Source organism: Mycobacterium sp. RTGN4 (genome assembly GCF_033804635.1).
In the GTDB taxonomy this organism is placed as follows: Bacteria; Actinomycetota; Actinomycetes; order Mycobacteriales; family Mycobacteriaceae; genus Mycobacterium.
Window position 1 is genome coordinate 36426 of sequence record NZ_JAPZLB010000019.1, and the last position, 21409, is coordinate 57834.

Here is a 21409-nt window from a genome sequence, read left to right on the forward strand (position 1 = left end):
GTGGACAACCCGCCCGATCTGCGTCAGGGCACCGAGATGTGCACCGCGCTCGGCCCACGCACGGCGAAGTTCTTGCCATAGTCGACGGGATCGGCGACGTCCCAGTCGGGCACGGCGTCGACGAGCTGTTCGAGGAAGATCTGGGCTTCCAGTTTGGCCAGGTTCATGCCGAGGCAGCTGTGCATTCCGAACGCAAAACCGATGTGGGGCAACTTCTTACGGAACACGTCGAACTCGTTGGCGCGGTCCCAACGCGCAGGATCGCGGTTGGCCGCGCCAAGCAACAGCGTGATCCTCTGGTCCGCTGGGATCGTGACGTCCCCGATCGTCGCATCGTCGCCGATGGCGTCGCGGAACACCGAATGGGTGATCGCCTCGAAACGGTGCGTCTCCTCGACCGCTGCCGGTATCAGCGTTCGGTCGGCCTGGATGGCGCGGCGCTGCTCGGGATGTGCAGCCAAGGTGACCAGGAGCTGCGCCAACAATTTCGCCGTGGTCTCGTTGCCCGCAAACACCAACTGGGTGTTGCTCGCAACGATCTCCTGTTCGGTCATGTGGTCGCATGCGTAGTCCGCGCGCACCATCGTGGTGATGAGATCGGCGCCGTCATGCGATGGGCAGCGGCGCAATTCGAGTTGAGCGCGGATGTAGTCATTGAGGGCGGCGGTCGCCTGCTTGCCCGCGGCGATAAGCTCCCGGCCGCGTTCGCCGGGATTCGTGTAGCCCTCTGCGGAGGCACCCATCGCGTCGCTCCACGCCGCGAATTGGTCCACCATGTCCGGCTCGATGCCCAACATGTGGGCGATCACCGCGGTGGGAATGCCCCTGGTCAGCTCCGCCACTGCCTCGACCTGCTCACCTGCCAGAAGCCGGTCCACCACGGGCGCGAGCCGCTCGCGGACGAGCCCTGCGATGACCGGGCGAAGCCCTGCCAACGCCTTCGGCCGGAAGTCGTCCGACCAGATGGCGCGCATGTCGTCGTGGTGCGGGCCGTCGTAGAACTCCATCGTCGGTCCGCCGAACACTGCCGCCTGCTCGACCTGCCCTCGTTCGGAGCCGAAAATGGTTGGTGTGGTCAGGATTCGTCGCACCGGTTCGAAGTCGGACACCATCCAGCGGTTGACCTGTTCGTTGTAGACCACCCCGCCGAGCCGGCGGATCTCCGCGTAGCGCTCCCACGGCGCGCGCACGAACTCGGGATCAGCGGTGTCGAACGTCAACGCGGGGGCCTGGCGCACGGGCGTCCTCCAATAGTGGGCAACTCGCTGTCCGTGTTGACAGTGTTGTGCAATTCTGTAACGCGTGACGGCGAACTTCAAGGAGCTCGGCAAGGCGTTGTCCAACTGGGGCCGATGGGGACCCGACGATCAGCTCGGCACTTTGAACCTGGTACGACCGGAGCACATCCAAGCAGCGGCTGCAGCGGTGCGCGCCGGCAAGACGTTTCACCTCAGCATCCCGGTGGGAAGCGACGGCCCCCAGAGCGGCATGGGCGGGCGTATCAACCCGGTGCATCTCATGTCGATGCAACCGCGGGACTGGGCGAACCCGCACGGCGTGGCCATCTCCGACGACTGGATCATCATGCCGCTGCAGTCCGGCACGCAGTGGGACGCGCTCGCACACGTCGCCTACGACGGCCAGATGTACAACGGCTACTCGACGGATGACGTCGACACGCGGTCCGGCGCCCGGCGACTGGCCATCGACGCCATGACTGGTCGGCTCGTCGGGCGCGGGGTGCTGCTCGACATCGCCCGTCTGCAAGAGACGTCCTGGCTCGAGGGCGGCACTCCCATCACGCCAGCCGACCTCGAAGACGCCGAACGCGCCCAGGGCGTTACCGTCGGTGCCGGCGACTTCCTGCTGGTACGGACCGGATGGCGGGCCAAGCTGCTCGCCGAGGGAAGCGACGGCTGGATGGCCACTGAGCCTGGGCTGAACCTCGATTGCGCTCAGTGGCTGCATGACCGCTCGGTGGCCGCCGTCGGCTCCGACAACTGGGCCATCGAGGTGATGCCGAGCCCGATCCGCGGCGCGATGGTGCCGTTGCACTGCATCCTGATTCGCGACATGGGCATGCCGCTGGCGGAGATTCTCGATCTCGACGCCCTGGCCGACGACTGCGCCGCGGACGGTCGGTGGAGTTTCATGTTCGTCGCACCGCCGCTGCACATCACGCACGCGGTCGGCTCGCCGGTCAGTCCCATCGCCATCAAATGAGCGGCGCATTCCAATACCGGCTGCGGACACGGCGGCCCTTGGTCAGCGTCGACGATTACCGGGCGGCCGCGCAGCGCGCCCTACCGAAGATGGTGTGGGCATACCTCGACGGCGGAGCCGAGGACGAACGCACCATGCGAGCCAACCGCGACGCCTTCGCGAAATGGGCACTGCGCCAACGGGTCCTGACCGGTCATGCCGAAGCCGATATCTCGACCACCATCTGCGGACAGAGCCTCGCGTTGCCGGTGCTGCTGTCGCCGACCGGCTTGACCGGGCTGGCGCACTGGTCGGGCGAACTCGGAGCGGCCCGTGCCGCCGAGCGCGCAGGCACCCGCATCACGCTGAGCACCGCCTCGTCGTACTCGATCGAAGAGGTGGCGGCAGGCACCGGACACGACCACTGGTTCCAGCTGTATCCATGGGGTGACACGTTCATGGACTCGATGCTCGACCGGGCGAGGGACGCCGGATACCGCACGCTGGTCGTCACCGTCGACGTGCCCGTCCAGGGCAATCGGACCGGCGAACGTCGCACCGGCATGGGCCACCCGCCGATCCTGACGCCTCGGCGCATCGTTGACGCCGCGATCCGACCCGCGTGGTGGTACGGATTGTTGCGGCATCGCCGCATGACGATGCGCAACCTCACCGCCACCCGCGGGGCGGCAGGCGCCGTCGAGTCGGTGACGCTGCAGGAACGCCGGATGCGACCGGATCTCACCTGGGCGGACGTGGCATCGCTGCGCAAGCGGTGGGACGGCCCATTCCTGGTCAAGGGCGTCCTCGAACCTCAGGATGCCGTGCTGGCCGTCGACCAAGTCGGGGCGACGGGAGTGATCGTCTCGAATCACGGTGGCCGCCAACTCAACGGTGCAGCTGCGTCGCTCGACGCACTGCTGGACATCGCTGACGCAGTCGGCGATCGCGCGACCGTGCTGCTCGACGGCGGCATCCGGAGCGGCACGGACGTCGTCACTGCACTCGCCCTCGGTGCCGACGCGGTGATGGTCGGGCGACCGTACCTGTACGGCCTCGCGGTGGCCGGTGACGCAGGCGTCGAGGCCGTACTGACCGTGCTCGCCGAGGATCTGCGAAAGGCGCTGACCCTGATGGGAGTGGCCAGCGTGACCGATTTGACGAGGGCTCACGTCGCCGCAAAGAACTGAGTGAACACGCACGTTGTCGCCCGAATCGCCGATTGACCCCTTTACAGATCGGCGCGCAACTGTCACGCTCATGAGATGCCGCGGTCAGGCCTGAAAATCCATGCGAGAGAACTCAGGGGTGGGATGTCGTGAGTGCACAGACGTCAGGAATGCGTGCGCGCGTTGCTAGCGGCAGGCACGGCAAGTACCAACTCGACGTCACTGCCTGCGACGTCACCGATGTCGTGCGCCACGCAGGGGGATGGCTGTTCGACCGCGCGATGTCCGGCTGGGACGTCAGCGTGCTGGTCACAACCGAAGGCGACATCACCCCGCTCCAAATCCTTGGGCTGCGGGCTCAACGACTGGAGTCCGAGGACGATCCAACCGCGCCGCCCCGCGCGTTGGCGCTCGCCGTCTCGACGGACGCCCTGGCGGCGAACTCGCTGCTGCGGGAGGACGTGCTCCGCGCGATGAAGCGCGGGCTCGGCGAAGTGACGCTTTGGGGTTCTTCTGGCACCAGCGGATTCGACCGCGGGGTCGAATCCGTCGAGCACGTGCTCAGTTCGGCGGCGCGCGCGTTCAAGGCGCATGCGCTGCGCGCTGCGGGACTCGACGAGCCGGTCGGTGCGGTCGAGGTCTTCCGGCGCAGACCCACCGCGTTCCTGGCCGGCTAGCCCGAAACCTCGGCCACGCTGGCGACTTCCTTGGCCCAGCGGTAGTCCGCCTTGCCTGCAGGTGATCGCACGACCTTCTCGGTCCGGACGAAGGCCTTCGGAATCTTGTAGCGCGCGATCGACTTGCCGCAGGTTTCGACAAGTTCCGCGTCGGTCGCGGTCGCACCGTCGGCGAACTGCACGACGGCCACGACTTCACTACCCCAGCGTTCCGACGGGCGCCCGACCACGACGACGTCGTACACGCTGGGATGAGCGGCGACCGCGCGCTCGACCTCCTCGACGAAGATCTTCTCGCCGCCCGAGTTGATGGTGACCGAGTCGCGCCCGAGCAGTTGAATTCTGCCGTCTTCCAACACGTTTGCCCGATCGCCCGGCACCGACCACCGCACGCCATCGATCACGAGGAAGGTACGGGCCGTCTTCTCCGCGTCCCCGAGGTAGCCCAGCGGGATCAGCGCGCGGCGCGCGAGCCAACCCTGGCCCTCGCCGGGGGAGAGCACCCGGTCGAACTCCGCCGACACGACGGCGGTGTCGGACTGCGGCGTGAAGACTGCCGCCTGCGACCCGGCGCCCGGTGTGCTCACCGTGCTCATCTGCGCGCCGGATTCGGAGGCCCCGACGGCGTCCATGACCATGACATTGGGCAGCGCGGCATGGATGCGTTCGCGGACCGTGGGCGACAGCGGCGCACCACCGTTGGTGAACGTGATGAGACTCGACAGGTCGTAGTCGCCCCGCTCGATCTCGTCGATGAGTGGCCGGGCGATCGCGTCGCCGACGACGGGGATGCTGATCACCTTCTCCCGCTCGACCAGCCTCAGCACGTCGGGCGCACGCATGCGCTCGACGTCGTCGGGAATGACCAACCGGCCGCCCATCGTGACCATGGTGTAGGCCGCCCATTGGGCGGCGCCGTGCATGAACGGCGGGATCACCAGGATCGACATCGCCCCGGCTGCGGCCTTGGCCTTCTCGGCTAGCTCGGCATACGACGCGGTGAATTCGTCAGCGCCCCAAGGGCGCCCGCCCATAGAGGACAGGAAGATGTCGTGCTGTCGCCACAGCACGCCCTTCGGCATGCCGGTGGTTCCGCCGGTGTAGAGCAAGTACAGATCGTCGCCAGACGGTGTCGGCATCCCGCCCGCTGGTTCCGGGGTGGCCAGGATGGTTTCGTAGTCGACGGCCCCGTCGAGGAGGGCGTTTCCGGACTCGTCGGCGACCTGAATCAACACTTGGAGGTCGGGCAGCTGGTCGCGGATGGCGGCCACTCGCGGCGCGAACTCTGCGGGATACACCAAGGCCCGCGCCTTCGAATCGGTGAGCAGGTAGACCAGTTCGGATTCGACGTAGCGGTAGCTGACGTTGAAGGGGGCCACCCTGGCGCGGTAGCTGCCGGTCATGGCCTCGAGATATTCGTTGCCGTTGCGTAGGTAGATCCCGAGGTGGTCCTGGCCGGATTCGTGACCTTCGAGGGCATCGCGCTCGGTGTGGCATCCCAACCCCACCGACGTCAGGTACCGGGCGAAGCCGTCGACGCGGGCGTCGGCCTGAGCGTAGGTGAGCCTGCGGTCGCGCCACACCAGGTAGGTGTGGTCGGGAATCGTCGTGGCTACCGTGCGGAAGACGTCCGACAGGTTGAACTTCGTGTCAGCACCCATGACAGCCGACCATACAGTCCGTCAACCTATGTATGGTCGGCGGAGCCGCGCCGGCGGCGACATCGGATTGCGGCGCGTCAGCCCGGGAAGAAGCCAGCGCCGGTCAACGTGCCCGGCTGCCAACCCTGCGCGCCGAGGCACACCATGGGGCGACCGTCCGGGGCCTGGGCTGCCATCTTGGGACCGCCGCATGGCGAACCGATGTCCTTGACGCCCTGGATCGGATACGACGACACCCAGAAGCCGGTGTAGACGGGCGGCCACTGGTTCGGGATGTAGTGACAGACCAGCGACTCGCCGCCTGGACCGCGACCGAAGGTGTTCACCTCATAGTTGTCGCACGGCGCATTCAACGAGGCCTCGTAGTTCATGCCGGGAGTGTCCGTCGGATAGCGGCCCGGATGGTCGGGATACATCGGGCCAGGGTCGGCAACGGCCGACGGTGCGAGCGCGATGGCCGCCCCAGCGATCGCGGCGGCAATCGTCAGTTCGCGAATCATGCCGCGAATCCTAACGGCTATCGCGGAGTACTCGAGCGGTTTCGCCCGCGGGCCTGGTTATTCGGCGTCGAGGACGCTGACCGCGATTCCGTACGGGAGGAAGCGCACCTTGCGATTCGGGTCGGTATTGGTCTTGTTGGCACGTAGGGCGTCCAGTTCAGTCGGGTAGACCTCTTCGATGTGGGCGCCGCCCGCGTCGTTGACGGTGTAGATGGACCACACCCCGTCGCCGGTCTCGCCGGTTGTCTCGGGTTCGTTCTTGGGTCGCGTCGAACGAGTGAACTCGTCGAGCAGCGTCGCCCAGCCGGCCTGCTTGCCCATCCTGCCGAGCGCCTCCCGCAGTCCGTCACCGGCCTCACGCATGACTCGGTCGAGGTCGTCGGGATCGAAACCAAACGGATTCTGACTCATGGGGCACTCCTCAATGCGCGCCGTATTCGGCATCCGCGCTACTGCCCAGTGTGCAGGTCGACGACGAAGTTCGCCACGCCCTTCGCGGTCCACCATCCCGGGGTGGTAAGTGATTGGCATGCCCGTTGCGAAGTACGACCACTCCAGAGCCGAGCTGCTCGCCGTCGTCGAACAGTCGCCCGCGGCCGCCGGAGCACACGATCGCGCAGGTTGGGTCGGGCTCTTCACGGCGGACGGAACCGTCGAGGACCCCGTCGGTTCGCGGCCGCACCGCGCAGCCGCCGCACTGAGCCGCTTCTACGACACCTTCATCGGACCGCGCGACATCGTGTTTCACCGCGATACCGACATCGTGACCGGTGCGACGGTGATCCGCGACCTCGAGCTCGAGGTGACAATGGCCTCGTCGCTCGTCATGCGGATTCCGACCTACCTGCGCTACGACGTCGACGCCAGCGGTGACCAACTGAAGATCGCTCGGCTGCAAGCATATTGGGAGCTGCCGGCCATGGTGCTGCAGTTCGCCCGCGGCGGGCGGGCGGTCGTCCCAGCGGGGATGTCGCTCTCGCGCGCACTGCTCGCCAATCAAGGCATCGGCGGCACCATTGGCTTCCTTTCGGGGTTTCGCGGTGTCCGTGGCCGCGGTAAGCGCCACGTCGTCCGGTTGCTCTCCGCCGCGTGCACGGGCAACGAGCTTGCGGCCCGGCGACTGCTCGCCTCCGCGCTGGTGACACTGGGCGATGACAGCAGGCTCGGCACGTCGGACCTGATGTCCCGGCTCACGGGCGCACGCTGGCGCAAGGTGATCGCATCTGGTGGCTCGGTGGCGGCGACCATCGAGCGGGGCAGTCAGCGCAGCGTGCTCATCGCGGAATTGGGCAGGCCCACGGAGATCTCCAGAATCCGGATCTTCGCCGACGATTGAGAATGGGCCACCTGGTCACGTCCGCCGCGGCGGACGTGAGACGGTAGGAACACCATGCCTGAGCACGAACAACTGACGTACGAAGAATTCGGCCGGAAATTCTTCGAGATCGCCGTCACCGAGGAGCGCGTCGCCGACGCGCTCGGTGCCATCGCCGGTGAAGGGTTCGAGATCGGCCCCATCGCCCAGGGCCCGGGCAAGATCGCCAAGGTCACGGCAAAGGTCCAGGTCCAGCCGCCGGAAGTCACGCGCCAGGTCGGCGAGCAGATCACGTTCGCCATCCGCATTCCGCTCGAGATCGACATGGTCATCGACCTCCGCATCGACAAACCGCGGTTCATGGTGTTCGGCGAGATCGCCCTGCGGGCCACCGCGCTCGCCGCCGAGCCGTTGCTGTTGATTCTCGACGTGCACAAACCCCGGCCGTCGGACATCGCCATTCACGTGACATCGAAATCCCTGCGGGCGGAGGTGCTACGGATCGTCGCGGGGGTGGATGACGAGATCAAGCGCTTCATCGCCGCCCATGTGGCCGGTGAGATCGACAGCCCAGAGTCAGTCAAGGCCAAGATCATCGACGTGGCCGAGCAGCTGGACTCCACCTGGACGGGAATCTAGCGAGTAACGGACAGACTCCTTTCCCGCTTGGACTATTCGGCTTCTGACGAAGGGGCCGGCTCGAGCAGGTCGGCTAGCCCGTCGACCCCGGCCAGCGCTCCACGCCTTGGGTCGCGGCCGTCGCCGCTGGAGCGCCCCCTGAAGTGGCGCCACAACCACGGCATCAACAGGTTCTGCGTCCATAGGGCCTGTGAATACATCCGCGACCGAAATCCGGGCCGCACCACGTGAGCGCGGACCCGCGCCCAATCATGGTTGCTGCCAGGCAGTTCCAACGCCTCGGCCGCAGCGGCGGCGAACAGCGCGTGCCCTCGCGGTGAGCCGTGCACGCGATCGGCGCTCCACGTGTCCGGGTCGAGCATCGACGGCGCACCATAGAGGTCGACGAGCCGGAAGCCGTGTCGCGCCGCCGCATCTCGGATCACCTCGTTGATCTCGACCACGCGGTCCGCGATCAGCCGACCCACCGGCAGGATCTGCACCAGATCGGGAAACGTAGTCGTGACGACCGTGGCTCCGGATTCCGCGAGCCGGTCGTGCAGATACTCCAGGTCGGCGAGCGCGCGACCGAAGGAGCGCCCCGGTTTCGTCACGTCGTTCATGCCGATGCAGCTGGTGACGAGGTCGGGTTTCATGGCCAGCGCGACGGGCAACTGTTCGTCGATGACGTCACGGACCCGCTTGCCCCTGACGGCCAGGTTGGCGTAGGTGAGCCCGGGGTCGTGCGAATCCAGGCGCACCGCGAGCCTGTCGGCGAAGCCATGCACGCCCGTGGTGTCGTCGCCGTCCCACAGTCCCTCGCTCTGACTGTCGCCTATCGCGACGTAACGAGTGAACGCGGGCGCCTTGCGATCTACCACGACGGCAGATGGTAGTAAACGATCAGACACCCGTGCTCGGCCAGCTCAGGTTCAGCGTCCGCCCCACGACGCTCAGCTGAGCGATCATGTCGTCCAGAAGCATTCGTGGCAGCTCCGCGCGCCATTCCGGGAGCGTGCCGCGCAGGCGCATGACGTCGGCGTCGAACTCGACGCCGGTCAACTGCAAACCGTGTGGCAGCGGGGGCAGTTGGACGGGGTAGGAGGGCGTGCGAGCAGGCAGCTTCCAGCGTCGCCGCCGCGTGATCGCCCGCGGTTTGAGCCACAGGGTGGATCCGTCGAGGCGAGTCTCCACCTCGACGTGGCCGGCCCCCGGACGGTTCGCGAAGCGCAGCCGGGCAATCCCGTCGGGTCCGACCTCGCCGGACAGCCGCGGGGCCGCCCACCGGAACAGCTCTTCGAGCGCGGAGGCAGGCACGTCGAGCGTCAACTCGACGGGCGCGGCCACCAACACCGGCGGTACCGACGGGCGGAGCGCAACGTTGTGCAGCACCGCGGTGGCCTGGCCGAAGTGATGCTGATTCCAGCGAACCTGCTCGGCGACCAACCTGACGTCGTTGAGTTGCCCGACCGCCACTCCGCGCATACCGACGCGGGAGTCGATCTCGACGAGACTGAGCACCAGCTCGCCGGTATCGAGCCGAACCGCCAGTCGCCTGCCCAGCACCAACTGACGCAACGTGATGAACGCCGTCAAATGAGCCGCGAAGACGCCGCTATTGGCCAGTCCGACGAACGGCCGGAACGGATCCCACCCGAACAACGAGCCAGGACGCGTCACTACTTCAGCATCCTTCATCGCGGTGCCGAGGGCCAACTTCGCAGGTTGCCCGTCGGCTGCGACCGAGCCACTGCCTAGGCTTGGCCCGTGCCGAAGCGGAGTGCAGGGCTGCTGCTGTATCGAATCACCGACGCGGGCGTCGAGGTGCTGCTGGGTCACCCCGGCGGTCCGTTCTGGGCGCGCAAGGACGACGGCGTCTGGACCATCCCGAAGGGGGAGTACGCCGACGACGAGGACCCGTGGGCGGCGGCGCAGCGGGAGTTCCGCGAAGAGCTCGGATTGTCCGCGCCAGCCGGCCCGCGACTCGACATGGCGCCCGTGAAACAGCCTGGCGGCAAGATCATTACGGCGTATGCGGTACGTGGCGACCTCGACGTCACGCACAGCAGGAGCAATACCTTCGAACTGGAATGGCCGAAGGGCTCCGGCAAAGTCAGGGAGTATCCCGAAGTCGACAGGGTGGGCTGGTTCGCAATCGACACAGCTCGGTCGAAGCTACTCAAGGGCCAACAACCGCTGCTCGATCGACTACTCGAGCACCTTGCCGTTGCCGGATGAGTGCGTCGGGCGCAACCGACGAACCTGGCGGGTCTCGATCGCGTTGATCGTGAGCGCGCGGCCGTTGATCCGCCAACCAGCCTTGGTGCGTAGGTATTCGTCGTCGTAGCGCAGGTGCCAGACCAGGTCGGTCGGCTGGCCGCCGCCCGCCGACCAGTGGTGGGCGATGCAGGTGATGCGCCCAAGCGCGTAGTCGGGATCGGGGCTCGCGGCGTACACCTCGCCGACGATCGCGTGTTCGGTCCGGTCGATGGCCGCCAAGGCGTTCATCGCGGCACGCACACCGGCCCGGCCGAGTTGCACGCCTACCGGAGTCAGTTCACGAGGAGGATTGGGAAGACGCAATTCGGCTGTATCGGTGAACAATTCGACGACGTCGTCGAATCTTCGGTCGTCAACGGCGGCCGCATAGAGGTGAACCAGGTCGGTCAGCGCCAGCCGGTCCGCCACCGCGATCGTGGGCGGCCCGGTCACGCCCGACCGTTGCTTCGCCGGATGTCCAACATGCAACGCAAGCGCGACTGCCCGGTCTGCTGCATGCAGACCCGCACCGGCGATTCCTCCTCGGTTGGCAGCGGCGTATCGGTCGGTTGGGTCGTCACTGTCACCGTAGGACTGGGCACGTCCCCCTGTGTCAACGACCAGATCGTGCTGCCCGTGCCCTGCAGGTTCGAGCAGTAGGCCTGCTGCCCGCCGGCGGTAGTGGCGGTGGCCCCCACGGGCGAACAGCTTGCCCCGATGACTGCGACCGGCGCCGCGGGAGCCGTCGTGGTGGCCACGCCACTGGTCGAGGGCTCCTGCTCGGTGACCGTCGCGGTGATTGGGGGCGGTGGGGGCGTAAGCAGAGCCGGCGTGCTGGGTGAAGTCGTCGGCGATGTGCTGGTAGTCCGCGGCGCGGTCTGCTCGTCGTCAGCACGGGTCAACTCCAGCAGCGCGAAGGCAACGGCGGCGACCAGCAGCAATGCCAGCACGGCGGGCACGATGACGCCTGCCCGAAGCAGCGACCGGCGGCCTGCTGGCGCGGCCGTCGTCGCGTGCGACAGCCGGGTTGCGTCGGACCCGTCGTCCGCGCCGATCCGGTGGGCCAGCGCGCGTGCGAAGTCTGCACATCGCTCATGGCGGTCCTTGGGGTCCTTCGCCAAGGCCTTGGCGAGCACCGGGTCGAGCGCCGACAGTTCGGGGCGGCGGTCGCCGACGGCCGGGGGAGTCGCGCTCAGGTGCTGGCTGATGACGACGGCCGGATTGGAATGCTGAAACGGTGGCGCGCCGGTAAGTAGGTGAAATGCCGTGGCCGCCAAGGCATATTGGTCCGCCCGCCCGTCCAGCACACCGCCCATCAGCTGCTCGGGTGCCGCGTACGACACCGTGCCAACCGTCATGTTGGTAGCCGTCAACCCGCTGGGGTCGTCCGCCCAGCGGGCGATCCCGAAATCGGCCAAGAGTATGCGCTGATCGGGTGAATCGGGATGGGCAAGCAGCACGTTGGCGGGCTTGACGTCGCGGTGCAGCAGGTTGCGTTGATGTGCATAGTCGAGCGCCTCGGCCACGGCGGTGATGAGCGCGGCGACCTCGAGGCCAGGCATGCCGTCGGGATGGCGCTCCCGGAGCAGGTGAGCGGCATCGGTGCCGTCGACGTAGTCCATGGCGATCCACAGCTGGCCGCCGAACTCGCCACGGTCGTGCACGCCGACGATGTGAGGGTGCCAAAGGGTGGCCGCGATATCGGCCTCGCGCTCGAAGCGCTCGCGATATTCACCGTCCGCGGAGACTTCGGCACGAAGCACCTTGAGGGCGTCCTGACGGGGCAGTCTGGGGTGCTGAGCGAGATAGACCTCACCCATGCCGCCGGAGCCCAGCCGCCGCACGATGGTGTAACCGGCAAAAGTCGTCCCGTCGGCCAACGCCATGGGCGCATCGTAGTCCGCCGCGGTGCGGCTCAGAGCTCGAGCACGAGGGGCTCGTCGGCTGCCGCGCGGGAGACGCAAATGAGCATCATTCCGGCGTCGCGTTCTGGGTCGGTGAGCAGCGTGTCGCGATGGTCCACGGTGCCCGATGCCACCCTGGTCCTGCAGGTGCCGCAAAACCCCTGCTGACAGGAGTACGGGGCGTGTACCCCCGCGCGGTTGAGCGCAGTGAGTATGGTCTCGTCGGCAGCGACGTCAACCGATTGGCCGGTCGAGCCGATGGTGACCGTGAACTCGGAACCGTCGACCACCGGCGGCGCCGCGAACCGTTCGAAGTGCAGTTCGACGTCGTCGCGCCCGACCAGCTGCGTACGGATCGCGGTGAGCATCGGCGCGGGGCCGCATGCGTAGACCGTCGTCCCGTCCGGGCACTCGCCGAGCAGATCCGCGGCCGATGGCAAGCCGTGGACATCGTCTGTCCGGACGTCGACCCGTGGCCCGAAGCGGGCCAGTTCCTCGAGGAACGGCAGGCTGTCCAAGCTGCGGCCGGCGTACACCATCGACCAGTCCACACCCACCGTTTCGGCCGCCGCCAGCATCGACAGGATGGGCGTGATCCCGATGCCGCCCGCAATGAAGCGGAACTGCTGAGTCGGCGATCCGTAGCCCGGCATCGTGAGTGGGAACGCGTTGCGGGGCCCATTCGTGGTTACTGGCGTGCCGACCGCTAGTTCATCGTGGATCTCGATCGAGCCGCCGCCACCGTGGGGTATGCGACGCACCGCGATGCGGTACGACGACCTGTCCTGCGGATCCCCGCACAGTGAGTACTGACGGACGCGTCCGCTGGGCAGGTGGACGTCGAGATGTGAACCCGGGTGCCACCTGGGAAGGTCGCTCCCACCAGGGGCGGCGAAGCGCACGGCGATAACGTCCTGGTCGCGCGCCACGACGTCACGGGCGGCGACGACAAGCGGAATGGCACGCTCGACGACCTGGAGGCCTGCCGGCTTGCGCCACGCGCCGGACAACGCGAAGAGCCCCGACACCGCGGCGTCGGCGAGCCCGACCGACCATGCGCGCCCACCCCGACGACTGGCCGGCGCGGGCGGCAGTTCGCGCCACCGCGAGACCAGGCCCATCAAAGGTGCGCCGCGCGGGCCGCGGGGGAGCTGGCCAGATACGCGACGGCCTGCGCGGTGGATCCCATCTGCTCCGGCGAGAAACTGGGCCGGAAGTACATGAACGTGTTGGAGCCGAACAGCTTTCGGAAGACCGGTAGCAGTCCCAGCTTGGAGTCGCGCATCCGCATGCGCTGCATGCGCAACCAGCCCACGTCGAGGCTCGGGTCCGACTTGACCAGGTACCACGCGCCGCGTTGGAAGAAGAAATACATCATCCCAATGGCGATCGACATGGCACGGATGCGATCGAAGTAGCTGTCGCGGAAGTAGGTGGCGACGTCGTGGGCCACCATGCGGTGCTCGACCTCTTCGCTTCCATGCCAGCGGAAGAGATCGACGATCGTCGGATCGGCGTCGTGGTCGTCCCACGCACAGTTCAGCGAGAAGTCGCCGAGCAGGGCGGTGTAGTGCTCGATGCCGGCGATGAGCCACAACCGGTCGCAGAGCTCGTTCATCCGGCGCCTGGGGTCGGCGGTGTCGCTGGGAGCCAGCATCTTTTCGAAGACGTACTCGATGAGTTCCAGCATGGGCGCGACGTCGATGCCGTTGACGTCCATGTACTCACGCAGCACCTGTTCATGAGTGTCGGCGTGGGTGGCCTCCTGGCCGATGAAGCCACGGATGTCTTCAGCCAGCTTCGGGTCCCTGACCAGAGGCAGTGCCTCGTTGTACGTCGCGACGAACCAGCGCTCGGCGGCGGGCAACACGATGTTGAGCAGGCTGACCATATGAGAGGCCACCGGGTGGTCCGGAATCCAGTGCGCGGGGATCCCGGTGACGTCGAAGTGGACCTTGCGGGCCTGGATCTGGACGGGACCTGGATCGATCTCGATGTCGAAGCGACGTGGTCGGAGCATGGCAAGCCCTCCTAGCGAAGTGACAAGAGCAAGTCTACGACGTTAGGTGGGAACGCTGGTACCGGGTGTTTGAACCTCAGCCGACGGGGACGGGCACTCCGATGGGGCCACCGTAGGTGCCCTGGCCGGGCGTACCAGGTGCCGGCGCGCCTGGAGCGGCGCCCGTGGCTGCGGTCGGGGCTTGCGGCGTACTAGCCGTCGCGTCCTGGACGGCCTTCGTGGTGCAGTTGAGCATCAAAATCATCTTGCCGCTGGAGTTGATCTTCTGCTTGTCGACGATGCACGCCGACTGAGGCACGTCGCTTCCGAACGAGCCGCCGAAGACACCCCTGGCGCCCTGGCTCTTCAGAATGGCAAGCGCCTTCGCGTACGGCTCGCCGACCACGTTGACCGAGGACGCGCCCGCAGGATCCGACAGGGCAACGGCCGGGTGGAGTAGGGCGGCTGAGGCCATGGCGATGGCGCCGGCCCCCAGCACTACAAGCTTCTTCACGTGACCTCCGGGTGTCGCGGTGCGTTGCGAACATATCGCAGATGAGTCGCTCACGTGAAGTTCGGTCACTCGGGTGTGGTCGTTACCGCACCGCGCATGACCTCGGCGAGCGCGTCCGCACGCGGGTCGACGAAGACGTCTTCGAGCAGCATCCGACGGCCACTGGGATCCGCCAACGGCACCCGCCAGTTGGGGTACTCGTCGGTGGTACCGGGCTGATTCTGGGCGCGAACGTCACCGACGGCGTCCGGGAGCGCCAACGCGAGCAGACGCGACGGCGTGCGGCCGAGGTATTCGTAGAGCGCGCGCACGATGTCGTCGACGGAGGGATCCTGCGCCGAGAGCACCCCGACCCGCCGCAGCTCGGCGAGCCAGCCCGCCTGTTCGGCGCGGTCGGCCGCGAGTTCCTCGTCGGCGGGTCTGGTCAGCAATCCGAGTTCCTTGCGAATCCGCACGTGCTCGCCGGCTAGGTAACCCGCGGTCGGCGGCAGATCATGCGTCGTCACCGAGGCAAGGCAGTACTCCCGCCACCACTGCGCCTGCAAGGGCTCTCCGTCACGCCATGGGTCCTGCTCGAACCAGAGGATCGACGTGCCCAACAAACCACGCTCACGCAGGTAGTCACGCACCCACGGTTCGACGGTGCCCAGGTCCTCCCCGACGACGACCGCACCGGCACGATGAGCCTCCAATGCGACGATGCCGATCATGGCCTCGTGGTCGTAGCGAAGGTAGGTGCCGTCGGTGGGTTTGGCACCCTGCGGAATCCACCAGAGCCGGAACAGCCCGATGATGTGGTCGATCCGAACCCCGCCCGCGTGCCTGAGCACCGCGTTCACCAGCGCGCGGAACGGTTCGTAGCCGAGTGCGACGAGTCGGTCCGGCCGCCATGGCGGCTGGGACCAGTTCTGCCCCAGTTGGTTGTACTCGTCGGGCGGTGCGCCGACGGCGACGCCGAGCGCGAGCACGTCCTGCAGAGCCCACGCGTCGGCACCGTTGGGATCCACGCCGACGGCGATGTCGTGCATCACGCCGAGCGCCATCCCGGATCGAAGCGCGCTCGAATGCGCGTGGGTGAGTTGGTCGTCCAACTGCCACTGCAACCAGCGGTGAAAGTCGACTTCGTCGGAATGCGCCGCGGCGAAGTCGGTGACCGCCTGGCCACCCGGGTGATGCAACTCGCTCGGCCACTCGTGCCAGTCGTTGCCGTGATGCTCAGTCAACGCGCACCACGTCGCGAAGTCGTCGAGGCTGCGGCCCTCGCGAGCCCGGTAAGCGTCATAGGCCAGGGCCCGCCCCGGGGAGCGCTCGACGCGGTACACGCTCTTCAACGCATCGCGCTTGACGATCCACGCAGCATCGCGATCGATGAGCTTAGAGGCCTTCGCGTGAGCCTGGGCGACGGCGCGCGCCTTGTTCAGCCGACCGCGGTGGCGGACGTAGGCGAACTCCGGGATCGCCTCCACCCTCAGATACAACGGATTGACGAAGCGCCGCGAGGTCGGCAGATAGGGCGAGGGTTCCATCGGCGCCGTCGGCGCGGCCGCGTGAAGGGGGTTCACCAGGATGTACCCCGCGCCGTGACGCGCCGCCGACCACACCGCCAGATCTGTGAGGTCAGTCAAATCGCCTACACCCCAAGACTTTTCGGAATGCACACTGTAGAGCTGCGTGGCCAACCCCCACGTGCGGCCGCTGCCGAGCGTCGCGGGCAGCGTGAGCGCCGCCGGGGTCACGATCAACCTGGTGCTGGTGTCGACAGAACCGGCCTGGGCGTGAAGTTCGTGGTATCCCAGCGGGAGGTCGGCAGGCAGTTCGAACGTCGCCTCTCCGACCAACCGCCCGTCCACATCGTTGGGCGGGCTGTTGTTCTCCAGCTGGCGTAGGCCCGCGCGAACCGAGCCGTCCTCGAGTCGGATCCACACGCCGACCGGATCACCATGCGCGACGTGCACCCAGAACGGCGAAGGACGCCCCGCCCGCACGACGATCGCCGGCGGTAGGCAGCGCCGCCAGTAGTCGCTGTCATGGGCGAGCAGGCTTGCGGCGCGTTCTTCCTCGGTGGCCGCAGGTACACCCAGCGCGGCGAGCACCGCCACCAACGTCGACTCCGCGACTACCTGGTGGCGACCCGCCCAGTCGTCGTATCCCGTCGCGACTCCGTAGCGGCCGGCCAATTCGACCAGCGATGCGGCCAGCTCTGTCATTACGCCAATCTTGCCGGTAACGACCCCTGCGCGCCCGGCTTGGGTACCACTGGCCAAGTATCGTCGCCGACATGGCGTCTGGAGGGCTCGACGCACGCGCGGGTGAGCCGTCGAAGGGCGAGCGTCGGGCCCGGGTCGCGGTGGCCGCGCTGTTCCTGACCAACGGGGCCATCTTCGCCAACTTGGTGCCGCGCCTGCCCGGCATCAAGACGGACCTGACGCTTTCGAACACCGGGTACGGCATCATCGTGGCGGCCTTCCCCGCCGGAGCGTTGGTTGCCGGACTCGGCGCTGGTGCGCTCATCCGCAGATTCACGTCGGCCCGGATGGCCGTCGCCGGCACCATCGGCATCGCCGTACTCCTCTTCGTGGCAGCTTCGTCGACCCTGCCCGCGCTGCTCGCGGTCGCGCTGTTCATCGGCGGGGCGTGTGACGCCGTCACCGACGTCGCGCAGAATGCCCACGGGCTGCGCGTGCAGCGCGGCTACGGACGATCGATTATCAATTCGCTGCACGCGGTCTGGTCGGCCGGTGCAGTGCTCGGCGGTGCGATGGGCGCCGCGGCGATCGCATTGAACGTCCCGCGCGCAACGCATCTGGGCGTATCCGCAGTGCTCTTCATCGGCGTCGCGGTGGCCGCATATCGGTTCCTGCTCCCTGGCCCCGATGGCGACGGCGGTCCGACAACCGGGCCTGCGGCAGACAGTGGAGCGGCCCGCGGCGTATACGTCGCACTGCTCCTACTGGTGGCCATCGCGATCGCGGGGGCAATCGTCGAAGATGCCGGAACTTCCTGGGCCACCCTGTATCTGGGTGACAATCTGGGCGCCGCCGGAGGCGCTGCGGCGCTTGGTTATCTTGCGTTGCTGAGCTTCCAGTTCGTGGGCAGGCTGGCAGGCGATCGCATGGTCGATCGCTTCGGCGAGCGTGCGGTGGTGCGCACGGGCGGCCTGCTGACCGCCGCGGGCATGGGGATCGCGCTGGCCTTCCCAACGGTGCCGGGGACCATCGCAGGCTTCGCCGCGGCCGGGCTAGGCGTCGCGACCGCGGTGCCAGCCGCGATGCACGGTGCGGACCGGCTGCCCGGGCTTCGACCCGGTAGTGGACTCACTGCGGTGGCATGGCTGATGCGGATCGGATTCGTAGGTGCGCCACCAGTTGTCGGCATGATCGCCGATGCGACGAGTCTGCGGGTCGGTCTGTTGATCGTGCCCGTCGCCGGGCTGGTCATCGTCGCGGCGGCCGGCGTGCTCAGTGCACGACACCGGCCAACTCGATCGTGAGCACACCCGCCACGATGAGACCGATGCCGATCATCATCTTGGGGGTCAGCGGATCTCGGAACAGGTAGCGGGCGATGACCGCTACGAGCGCAACGCCGCATGCCGTCCACACCCCGTAGGCGATCCCGATCGGCATCCCGAGCGCCAAGGTCAGCCACAGCAAGTAGAAGGAAGCCAGGTAGGCAAGCACCACGGGGGCGATCCACGCCTTCCTCCGAATCCCGTCGGAGGCGCGCAGACCCAACGTTCCGAATACCTCGACGCCGATCGCGCAGCCGAGCACCAGCCACATCGTCACGAGTCGGAATCCGCCGCGACCGGACGAGCGCCGAGGTCGACGAACAGCACCCCGGCGATGATCAGTGCGATGCCCACGGCGATGGGCCAGGTCAGCGCGTCGCGGAAGATGACGGCGGCCAACACTGCGGTCAGCGCCGTACCGCTCGCACCCCAGATGCCGTACGCGACACCGACGGCGAGGCCGGCCCGCAGCACGAGCGCGAGCAGGACGAACGCAATGGCGTAGCCGATCACGACGAGGACCAGCCAGGCGACGTGATCCTGGGATGCGCGCAGCGACAGCGTCGCCGCGACCTCGCTGACGATGGCAGCGGCCAACATCACCCAGGTGCGCACCGCATCAACCTAGTCGAGCGCCCGCGCCACCATCGGTGGTCAGGCCAGCGCCGCCGCCCTGGTCTCGAACAACTCCGCGACGGCCTGGGCCACCTGATCGAGTTGATCCGTCGAATGGCGTCCGAGCCCGCACTCGGTCGACAGTCCGAAGTTCGGCAGGAACTTCGACGCGAGGGAAGCCCGGTAGCGCGCGCCTGCGGCCCCATCTTCTGCATGCAGCAGCCCCAGAAAGAACTCGGTCTCGGGTTCGATCGCGAGGTTGGCAAGGGGTTGCCAGTGGGCCAGCTTGTTCCAGGTCGTGACCGTGGCCGCCTGGAACGCATCGATGCGGCGCGGCACGTGGCGGGACAGTCCGTTGGCCACCGCGACGATCACGGATGCGTCCCTCGGATAGATGTGTCGGCCTCCGCGAGCGGCCGCCTCCTCGTCGGGCGGGTCACCCATGAACGGCGAGGCTCCGAACTTCGAGTCGCCATAGCAGAGGTGGAAGGTCAACTCGACGTCGTCGGACACCCACGACGCAGGCCGCGCCGTGGCGGCGAAGATCTCTTCGAAGTCACGGTACGGATTGGGGAACCAGCCCTCGAGCGTGGCGTCCTCGACCGGCAGGTCCCACTGAATTGCCAAGTCCTGGTGCGGGATCGCGGCCTGGATTGCATCGACGCTGTCCTTGAGCGGGCGCTCGTAGGCAAGCGCCACTTCGACCTGCGATTCGAACTCGACGAAGAAGTTGACCGCGTTGAACGGCGTCGGAATCGACACCAGGAACTTCGAATCAGCGGCTAGCTCGCCGCGCTCGCGGGCCGCCACGAACAGCGCGTACGACGCGATCGCGTGGTCTTGATAGTCGAACACCGGAAACCGTACGTCGGCGGAGGTCGTACCTGGCCGCAATCGGGCCAGGCGTTGCCCGCCTGCTTCGACGACGTCCAACGTCGGGTTGTCGAGGAAGTGGGGCGTTTGGGTGAGCACCCAGTTGGCCCGATCGCCGGGTTCGCCGTCGGGCACGCGCGTCACGCCAGGCTGCAGCCTGCTACCGACGAAACGGTAGGCGTCCTCGACGCTGGGCGCATTGATGCTTCCGGTCAGATAAAAGCGCTTCTGGTAGCTCATGATTCGGCTCCTTCGAGTTCCGGTGCGGTCAGTACACGAGGCCCAGCCGCGGCGGGCGGGCGCCGTGCAGGGTGTGGTTGCCGAGGTGCACGTACTTCCAACGGGCGGGGTCGTGCAACGAGTGCGTCCGCACGTTGCGCCAGTGCCTGTCGAGATTGGCCTCGCCGTCTGTACCCGAGGTACCGGTCAATTCGAATATGCCGCTGGCGATCTCGACGGCGAACTCCTGCGCCAACGCCTTGGCGGCCGCGACCTTCAAGGTCGCTTCCGCCGCGGCGTCCCGCGAGACTTCCGGCTGTGCATACGCGTCGTCGATGAGCGCAGTACCGCTGGACAGCAGTGCCTCGAGCGCATACAGCCGGGCGGTGAACTCGCCGAACCGGCGCACGATGTGCGGCTCCTCGTCGGCGCGTTCGAAGCCCGAGTCGAGCGCCTCCTTCCACGGCCGAGAGCGGGTGCGCACGAACTCGGCACCGTCTTCCAATGCGGCCCTGGCGATTCCGATGTCGATGGCGGCGTGCAAGGCCTGGTCGAACGCGCCGAGAACGGTCGGCGGACCATTCAGCGGGTCAGGTGGGCTGCCCTCCTCGATCACGAACGCGCCGTCGACGACGACGTCTTCGAGTCGGACCTCGCCACTTGCCGTGCCGCGTTGGCCGAACGCGGACCACCTGTCGAGATTCAGTGTGACGCCTGACTGATCGGGTCGGACGAACACCGTTGCGGTCTCGGTGGCGCGACCTCCGACGACCGCGGCAACGCCGAGCCACGCTGCCCCCAGCGCTCCGGTGGCGTAGTACTTGGTGCCGTTGAGCAACCAGGTCCCGTCGTCGCGCGGGGTGACCGTGGTGCGACGGTCCAGCGCCGTCTTCGTTCCGCGTTCGGCAGTGGCGTTTCCGAGTTGCGCCCCGGCCAGGATGTCGCCGTAGATCGTCGGTGCGGGTTGCGCCTGTCCGAGACCCGAAATGGCCTGAGCAATCACGAAGTGCGACAACAGCAGCTGACCCACTGCGCCATCGCCGCGCGCCAACCGGCGAAGCACTTCGACCGTCGTCGACGCGGGCAGCCCTGGTCCACCGTGCTCGACAGGTACCGAGATGCCGAGCAGCCCGGCATCGGCGACCTGTCGAAGCTGGGGAGTAAGCGGTGTGCCAGCGCGCTCCCGTTCGGCGCTGCCCACCGCGAGGTCGGCGGCCACGGCGGCTGCGGCAAGCAATGCGGCCTGCGGTGATGCCAGCAGGGGAGCGGTGGTCGTGAGCTCAACGGTCATGCGGGTGGACGCTACGGACAGCCGCCTGCCGCGCCCAGAATTGCGACCACCCAGAATGTTTCTGCCGATTTCGTCCGGCAGA

At 67.4% G+C, this 21409-nt stretch carries 23 protein-coding genes; 7 read left to right on the forward strand and 16 right to left on the reverse strand.

Translation table 11 applies throughout. From position 1 onward, the window contains the following. Positions 1-23 precede the first annotated feature (23 nt). Complete coding sequence (locus SLQ30_RS29525) at positions 24-1238, reverse strand: cytochrome P450 (RefSeq protein ID WP_319450525.1); 1215 nt, start codon at positions 1236-1238, stop codon at positions 24-26. A 64-nt stretch (positions 1239-1302) separates the two neighbouring features. Here SLQ30_RS29525 and SLQ30_RS29530 point away from each other — a divergent pair, with 64 nt between their 5' ends. From SLQ30_RS29530 to SLQ30_RS29540, 3 genes are all read left to right on the forward strand, one after another. Next, positions 1303-2223: a cyclase family protein gene (locus tag SLQ30_RS29530; protein WP_319450524.1), complete on the forward strand. Its 921-nt coding sequence runs from the start codon at positions 1303-1305 to the stop codon at positions 2221-2223. Beyond that, entirely contained in the window at positions 2220-3392 is a 1173-nt protein-coding gene (locus SLQ30_RS29535; RefSeq protein ID WP_319450523.1) for an alpha-hydroxy acid oxidase, read from the forward strand. The genes SLQ30_RS29530 and SLQ30_RS29535 overlap by 4 nt, the downstream gene beginning before the upstream one ends. 128 nt (positions 3393-3520) lie before the next feature. Then, a complete protein-coding gene (locus SLQ30_RS29540; protein ID WP_319450522.1) occupies positions 3521-4048 on the forward strand; it encodes a hypothetical protein in 528 nt (175 codons plus the stop codon). Here SLQ30_RS29540 and SLQ30_RS29545 read toward each other — a convergent pair. The 3 genes from SLQ30_RS29545 to SLQ30_RS29555 form a co-directional block, all read right to left on the reverse strand. Then, positions 4045-5709 (reverse strand): acyl-CoA synthetase, encoded by a 1665-nt coding sequence (locus SLQ30_RS29545; RefSeq protein ID WP_319450521.1) that lies wholly within the window; start codon positions 5707-5709, stop codon positions 4045-4047. The genes SLQ30_RS29540 and SLQ30_RS29545 overlap by 4 nt on opposite strands. A 77-nt stretch (positions 5710-5786) precedes the next feature. After that, positions 5787-6209 (reverse strand): hypothetical protein, encoded by a 423-nt coding sequence (locus tag SLQ30_RS29550; protein ID WP_319450520.1) that lies wholly within the window; start codon positions 6207-6209, stop codon positions 5787-5789. A 57-nt stretch (positions 6210-6266) separates the two neighbouring features. Then, positions 6267-6620 carry a hypothetical protein gene (locus tag SLQ30_RS29555; RefSeq protein WP_319450519.1) on the reverse strand — a complete coding sequence of 118 codons (354 nt, stop codon included), beginning with the start codon at positions 6618-6620 and terminating at the stop codon, positions 6267-6269. Between the two features lie 118 nt (positions 6621-6738). On the opposite strand from SLQ30_RS29555, the gene SLQ30_RS29560 reads away from it, so the two are divergent. Continuing rightward, entirely contained in the window at positions 6739-7545 is an 807-nt protein-coding gene (locus tag SLQ30_RS29560) for a ketosteroid isomerase family protein (protein ID WP_319450518.1), read from the forward strand. Positions 7546-7599: 54 nt separating this feature from the next. After that, positions 7600-8163: a hypothetical protein gene (locus SLQ30_RS29565; RefSeq protein WP_319450517.1), complete on the forward strand. Its 564-nt coding sequence runs from the start codon at positions 7600-7602 to the stop codon at positions 8161-8163. Between the two features lie 32 nt (positions 8164-8195). Here SLQ30_RS29565 and SLQ30_RS29570 read toward each other — a convergent pair whose 3' ends face one another. Further along, positions 8196-9023, reverse strand: coding sequence for an SGNH/GDSL hydrolase family protein (locus SLQ30_RS29570; RefSeq protein ID WP_319450516.1), 828 nt, complete (start codon positions 9021-9023; stop codon positions 8196-8198). A 22-nt stretch (positions 9024-9045) separates the two neighbouring features. Continuing rightward, the gene (locus SLQ30_RS29575; RefSeq protein WP_319450515.1) at positions 9046-9822 is read right to left on the reverse strand and encodes a hypothetical protein; all 777 of its coding nucleotides are present in this window, start codon (positions 9820-9822) and stop codon (positions 9046-9048) included. Between the two features lie 87 nt (positions 9823-9909). Between SLQ30_RS29575 and SLQ30_RS29580 the strand changes: the two genes are divergently transcribed. Next, a complete protein-coding gene (locus SLQ30_RS29580; RefSeq protein WP_319450514.1) occupies positions 9910-10380 on the forward strand; it encodes an NUDIX domain-containing protein in 471 nt (156 codons plus the stop codon). On the opposite strand, the gene SLQ30_RS29585 is transcribed toward SLQ30_RS29580, so the two are convergent. From SLQ30_RS29585 to malQ, 6 genes are all read right to left on the reverse strand, one after another. After that, positions 10351-10854, reverse strand: coding sequence for a nuclear transport factor 2 family protein (locus SLQ30_RS29585; protein WP_319450513.1), 504 nt, complete (start codon positions 10852-10854; stop codon positions 10351-10353). The two genes, SLQ30_RS29580 and SLQ30_RS29585, sit on opposite strands and share 30 nt — an antisense overlap. Continuing rightward, positions 10851-12287, reverse strand: a complete 1437-nt coding sequence (locus tag SLQ30_RS29590; RefSeq protein WP_319450512.1) for a serine/threonine-protein kinase — start codon at positions 12285-12287, stop codon at positions 10851-10853. Before SLQ30_RS29590 ends, SLQ30_RS29585 begins: the two co-directional genes overlap by 4 nt. 29 nt (positions 12288-12316) lie before the next feature. After that, a complete protein-coding gene (locus SLQ30_RS29595) occupies positions 12317-13426 on the reverse strand; it encodes a PDR/VanB family oxidoreductase (protein ID WP_319450511.1) in 1110 nt (369 codons plus the stop codon). Continuing rightward, positions 13426-14325, reverse strand: coding sequence for a metal-dependent hydrolase (locus SLQ30_RS29600; RefSeq protein WP_319450510.1), 900 nt, complete (start codon positions 14323-14325; stop codon positions 13426-13428). The genes SLQ30_RS29595 and SLQ30_RS29600 overlap by 1 nt, the downstream gene beginning before the upstream one ends. 76 nt (positions 14326-14401) lie before the next feature. Continuing rightward, positions 14402-14818 carry a hypothetical protein gene (locus SLQ30_RS29605; RefSeq protein WP_319450509.1) on the reverse strand — a complete coding sequence of 139 codons (417 nt, stop codon included), beginning with the start codon at positions 14816-14818 and terminating at the stop codon, positions 14402-14404. Positions 14819-14883: 65 nt separating this feature from the next. Continuing rightward, positions 14884-17025 carry a 4-alpha-glucanotransferase gene (malQ, locus tag SLQ30_RS29610; protein WP_319450508.1) on the reverse strand — a complete coding sequence of 714 codons (2142 nt, stop codon included), beginning with the start codon at positions 17023-17025 and terminating at the stop codon, positions 14884-14886. Positions 17026-17096: 71 nt separating this feature from the next. On the opposite strand from malQ, the gene SLQ30_RS29615 reads away from it, so the two are divergent. Further along, a complete protein-coding gene (locus SLQ30_RS29615; RefSeq protein WP_319450507.1) occupies positions 17097-18308 on the forward strand; it encodes an MFS transporter in 1212 nt (403 codons plus the stop codon). Here SLQ30_RS29615 and SLQ30_RS29620 read toward each other — a convergent pair. From SLQ30_RS29620 to SLQ30_RS29635, 4 genes are read right to left on the reverse strand one after another with little or no spacing between them, the layout of a single operon-like run. Beyond that, positions 18277-18600, reverse strand: a complete 324-nt coding sequence (locus tag SLQ30_RS29620; RefSeq protein ID WP_319450565.1) for a multidrug efflux SMR transporter — start codon at positions 18598-18600, stop codon at positions 18277-18279. The genes SLQ30_RS29615 and SLQ30_RS29620 overlap by 32 nt on opposite strands. A 2-nt stretch (positions 18601-18602) precedes the next feature. Continuing rightward, positions 18603-18944 (reverse strand): DMT family transporter, encoded by a 342-nt coding sequence (locus SLQ30_RS29625; protein ID WP_319450506.1) that lies wholly within the window; start codon positions 18942-18944, stop codon positions 18603-18605. Positions 18945-18983: 39 nt separating this feature from the next. Continuing rightward, positions 18984-20057, reverse strand: a complete 1074-nt coding sequence (locus SLQ30_RS29630; protein ID WP_319450505.1) for a hypothetical protein — start codon at positions 20055-20057, stop codon at positions 18984-18986. A gap of 28 nt (positions 20058-20085) precedes the next feature. After that, entirely contained in the window at positions 20086-21327 is a 1242-nt protein-coding gene (locus SLQ30_RS29635) for an acyl-CoA dehydrogenase family protein (RefSeq protein ID WP_319450504.1), read from the reverse strand. Positions 21328-21409: the final 82 nt, after the last annotated feature.

What these genes read in the sequence shown, in the direction of transcription:
- SLQ30_RS29535 (WP_319450523.1), top strand. Translation starts at nt 2,220, where the DNA reads ATGAGCGGCGCATTCCAATACCGGCTGCGGACACGGCGGCCCTTGGTC.
- SLQ30_RS29545 (WP_319450521.1), bottom strand. Translation starts at nt 5,709, where the DNA reads ATGGGTGCTGACACGAAGTTCAACCTGTCGGACGTCTTCCGCACGGTA.
- SLQ30_RS29550 (WP_319450520.1), bottom strand. Translation starts at nt 6,209, where the DNA reads ATGATTCGCGAACTGACGATTGCCGCCGCGATCGCTGGGGCGGCCATC.
- SLQ30_RS29555 (WP_319450519.1), bottom strand. Translation starts at nt 6,620, where the DNA reads ATGAGTCAGAATCCGTTTGGTTTCGATCCCGACGACCTCGACCGAGTC.
- SLQ30_RS29560 (WP_319450518.1), top strand. Translation starts at nt 6,739, where the DNA reads ATGCCCGTTGCGAAGTACGACCACTCCAGAGCCGAGCTGCTCGCCGTC.
- SLQ30_RS29565 (WP_319450517.1), top strand. Translation starts at nt 7,600, where the DNA reads ATGCCTGAGCACGAACAACTGACGTACGAAGAATTCGGCCGGAAATTC.
- SLQ30_RS29590 (WP_319450512.1), bottom strand. Translation starts at nt 12,287, where the DNA reads ATGGCGTTGGCCGACGGGACGACTTTTGCCGGTTACACCATCGTGCGG.
- SLQ30_RS29595 (WP_319450511.1), bottom strand. Translation starts at nt 13,426, where the DNA reads ATGGGCCTGGTCTCGCGGTGGCGCGAACTGCCGCCCGCGCCGGCCAGT.
- SLQ30_RS29600 (WP_319450510.1), bottom strand. Translation starts at nt 14,325, where the DNA reads ATGCTCCGACCACGTCGCTTCGACATCGAGATCGATCCAGGTCCCGTC.
- malQ (WP_319450508.1), bottom strand. Translation starts at nt 17,025, where the DNA reads ATGACAGAGCTGGCCGCATCGCTGGTCGAATTGGCCGGCCGCTACGGA.
- SLQ30_RS29615 (WP_319450507.1), top strand. Translation starts at nt 17,097, where the DNA reads ATGGCGTCTGGAGGGCTCGACGCACGCGCGGGTGAGCCGTCGAAGGGC.
- SLQ30_RS29620 (WP_319450565.1), bottom strand. Translation starts at nt 18,600, where the DNA reads ATGTGGCTGGTGCTCGGCTGCGCGATCGGCGTCGAGGTATTCGGAACG.
- SLQ30_RS29630 (WP_319450505.1), bottom strand. Translation starts at nt 20,057, where the DNA reads ATGAGCTACCAGAAGCGCTTTTATCTGACCGGAAGCATCAATGCGCCC.
- SLQ30_RS29635 (WP_319450504.1), bottom strand. Translation starts at nt 21,327, where the DNA reads ATGACCGTTGAGCTCACGACCACCGCTCCCCTGCTGGCATCACCGCAG.